This window comes from Frankia sp. CeTa3Moorea (assembly GCF_978021225.1).
Genome location: NZ_CDXDOR010000053.1, coordinates 26,801 through 30,675 on the forward strand (window position 1 = coordinate 26,801; position 3,875 = coordinate 30,675).

Annotated in this window: 2 protein-coding genes; both read left to right on the top strand. The window is 73.5% G+C overall.

The window, feature by feature from the left end; genetic code table 11:
- The first annotated feature begins 459 nt into the window (after positions 1 to 459).
- Entirely contained in the window at positions 460 to 2,844 is a 2,385-nt protein-coding gene (locus AC08OV_RS11780) for an MMPL family transporter (RefSeq protein ID WP_476619658.1), read from the top strand.
- Between the two features lie 127 nt (positions 2,845 to 2,971).
- The gene (locus AC08OV_RS11785; protein WP_476615968.1) at positions 2,972 to 3,814 is read left to right on the top strand and encodes an SGNH/GDSL hydrolase family protein; all 843 of its coding nucleotides are present in this window, start codon (positions 2,972 to 2,974) and stop codon (positions 3,812 to 3,814) included.
- Positions 3,815 to 3,875 lie beyond the last annotated feature (61 nt).

Here is a 3,875-nt window from a genome sequence, read left to right on the forward strand (position 1 = left end):
TCCGGGCCGGCCACACCGTCACGCATCGCCCTCCGACGGTACGACGCGGCACCGCGCTCCCGCCTTGTACCACGGTCCAGGTCCGCATCAGACCGGCGAACGGGGTGGGCATCGGCCGAGGTGCCCACCGGTCGTGCCCGGCGGCCCGATGGCATGGACGGCGGGAGCTGGCGTACTCGGATCGACCAGGCCGGACGATGCGCGGCTCGCGGACACGGTGGCTCGCCGGGCACGGCGGGGTGCCGGACCCGTAGGTGGGCCCGTTGCGCGTCCGGCCCCCGCTAAGGTGAGGTGACCTTGACTTCGACCCCGTCGGTCCGGATCCCCGGACCCCCGCATCCTCGCGACCCGGACACCGGGCGCCGCGGACACCGCGGACACCGCGGACACCGACAAGTCCCGGCTCCGCCCCAGGCCGGGGGTGGGCCGGCCGCCCGGCTGGTCGCCCGGCGCCGGGTGGTGGCTCTCGCCGTCCTGATCGTCCTGGTGTGCCTGACGGCGCTGCGGATAGCCGTCGGCGGTACCCTGGCCGGGAGCGGCGACACCCCGCCGAACGCCGAATCGAGACGCGCCGCGGCGGTGCTCGCCGAGCGTTTCGGTGTCGCGCCCACCGGCGTCGTCCTGGTCGTCGGGGCCGTCGACGGCAGGGTGGACGACACCGCCGTCACCGACGCGGCCGGGGCGTTGCGCGCGCGGCTGGCCGGCACGCCCGGGGTCGTCTCGGTCGTCTCCTACTGGGACACCGGTGCCACCTCGCTGCGGTCCACCGACGGGCGCTACGGCTTGATGCTCGCGAGCCTCGCCGGCGACGACGCCGACCGCGAGGACCTCGCCCACCAGCTCGCCGACACGTTGCGCGTCCCCGCAGCCCCCGCCGGCTCCGCCCGCGCCGACGGACCGGTGACGGTCGGGGTGACCGGTTCGGACGTGGTCGGCGCTGAGACGAGCAAGCGCAGCACGTCGGATCTCGCCCGCGCGGAACTGGTCGCCTTCCCCGTGCTCCTGCTGCTGCTGGTCGTCTACCTGCGGCGCATCCGGCTCGCGTTCGTTCCCGTCGTCGCCGGCGGGGTCGCGGTGTTCGCGGCGATCAACGTCGTCGGACTGCTCGCCGCCGTTACCTCGATGTCGACCTTCACCACCAACATCACGGTGGGTCTCGGTCTCGGGCTCTCGATCGACTACTCATTGCTGCTGATCGCCCGGTACCGCGAAGAACTGGCCGGCGAGCCGACCGTGCCGCCGACGGAACGGACAGCGCCGACGGGGCAGACGGGGCTAGCAGACCGCGGCAGGCGGGATGCGGCGCTTGCCCGCACGATCCGGGCGGCGGGCCGGACGGTCGTCTTCTCGGCCGCCACCGTCGCCATCGCCCTCATCGGGCTCGCTCTCTTCCCGCTGCCGTTCCTCCGGTCGATGGCGTACGCCGGCATGGCGGCCACCGCGCTCGCCGGATTGTCGGCCGTCCTCGTGGTGCCCGTCCTGCTCGCGGCCCTCGGCGATCGGGTGATCGCCCGCCCGTCGCGGCGCTGGCGGCGGGAGCGGCGCGGGGACGGGGAACGGCCGGACGGCGCCGCGGCGGCACCAGCGGCACCAGCCGAACCAGCCGAACCAGCCGAACCAGCCGAACCAGCCTTCTGGTACCGGACCGCGATCGCCGTCATGCGCCGGCCGGTCCTGGTCCTCGTGCCGACGGTCGCGCTGTTCGTGCTCGCGGCCGTTCCGATCGGCCATCTCTCCCTGGGCGTCAACGACGATCGGAACCTGCCTCCGTCGAGCGCGGCCCGATCGGCGGCCGAGATCCTGCGGGCGGGCTTCGACGGGCGGGAGAGCAGCCCATTGCGGGTCGTCGGCGTGGATGTCCCCGGGCCGCCCGGCGGGGCGGCGGTCGCCGGGTACGCGGCCGCACTCTCGCGCGTTGACGGAGTGGCCCGGGTGGACGCCCCGGACGGCAGCTACCTGGACGGCCGGCGGCTGGGTGGGGCGACGCCCGCGGCGCGCCCACGCCAGGCCGTCGCGGATGCCGTCTATCTATCGGTGGTTCCGGCCGTCGAACCGATCTCCGCCGAAGGCACCCGGCTGGTACGCGGCCTGCGTGCGGTCCCGGCGCCGTTCCCGGCCCTCGTCGGCGGCCAGGCGGCCGAGCGGGTCGACACGATCGACGCAATCGCCTCCCGAGCCCCGCTGGCCGGCGCGGTAATCGCGCTGGTTACCTTCGTCGCGTTGTTCCTCATGCTCGGTTCCATCGTCGTACCGCTGTCCGCGCTGGCGCTGAACATGCTCACGATGGCGGCGGTCTTCGGGCCACTCGTGTGGATCTTCCAGGACGGTCATCTCGCCGGCCTGTTGGACGTCACCGCGACCGGCAGCCTGCCCGCCGGCATCCCGGTGCTCGTGTTCTGCGTGGCCTTCGGCGTGTCCATGGACTACGGCGTGTTCCTGCTCTCCAGGGTCAGAGAGGAGTACGACCGGACCGGCGACCCGATCGGCTCGGTGGCGACGGCGCTCGGCCACACCGGACGGATCGTGACCTTCGCGGCCCTGCTGCTCGCCGTCGTCTTCGCGGGCTTCACGACCTCGTCGGTCGCCGCCCTGAAGCTGCTCGGGCTGGGCCTCGCGCTGGCGGTGCTGCTCGACGCCTACGTGGTGCGCGGCCTGCTGGTGCCCTCGGTACTCCGGCTCGTCGCGCCGATCGCGTGGTGGGCGCCGGGACCGCTGCGTCGCCTGCAGGAGCGGATCGGCCTGACCGAACACGCCAGGCCACCGGCCGATCCGTCGACGGCCTCTTCCCTGGCCGTGCCCGAACCAGCCCGGCCAGCCGAGACAGCCCAACCGGACCGGCGGTGAGGGAGACCGGAATCCGATGTCACCGTCGGCCCGCAGCACCCCGACCGTGAATCCACCGGTTCCGGATGCCGTCCGGAACCAGTGGCCCGGCAGGCCTCGACCGCCCGGTCGCAAGGACCGCGGCGGCGTGCTCGCCGTCGTCCTCCCACCAGCCGCCTTCCTTCTCCTGCTGGCGCTGCTCCTGCTAACGCTGCTCCTGCTGGCACTGCTCCTGCTGGCACTGCCGGTACTCGGTCCCGGCAAGGTATGGGCCGGCTGGGGCGGCCGGATCACCGACACCGCACGCCCGGCGCCGGCTCGGATCGTGCTCTGGGGCGACTCGCTGGCCTGGGAGGCCCGGGAGACGTTCAGCCGGCTCGCGACAGAGGGCGGCGCGCAGGTTCTGGTACGTACCTTCGGTGGGACCGCGCCCTGCGACTGGCTCGCCGATGTCGATGTCCAGATCCGCGCCTGGCGGCCGACGGTCGCCGTGCTGGCCTTCTCCGGAAACACGATATCGGCGTGCATGCGGGGACGCGACGTCGCGACGGCCTACCCCGCCGACACCGGTGCCGCCGTCCGGTTGTTACGCGAGGCCGGGGTACAGGTCCGTCTCGTGGTGGCGCCACCCCGGCCCGACCAGCCCGTCCGCGCGGACGGGATGACCGACCTCGACCGGATGTGGCGGGCGATCGCCGCGGCGCACGACGGCACGGAAGTCGTCTTCGCCGACCTTGCGGTCACCATGCGCGGACGGTGGAGCGACCGGCTGCCCTGCCAGGCCGGTGAGCCCTGCCGACCGGACGGCACCGTGGTCGTCCGCGGACCCGACCACGTCCACTTCTGCCCGGTGACCGTACCCGTGATGATCCCCTGCCCAGTGTTCAGCGCGGGGGCCGAGCGCTACGGAGCCGCGATGGCCGCCGCCGCACTCCCTTCCCTGAATCGGGTGCACGGTACCACCAGGGAGCCGCCCGCCGTATCCTGGTGATCATGGTTCGCGTCGGCTGCAACGGTAACGGGGACACCCGCGAGAAGGTGCTATCAGGGGC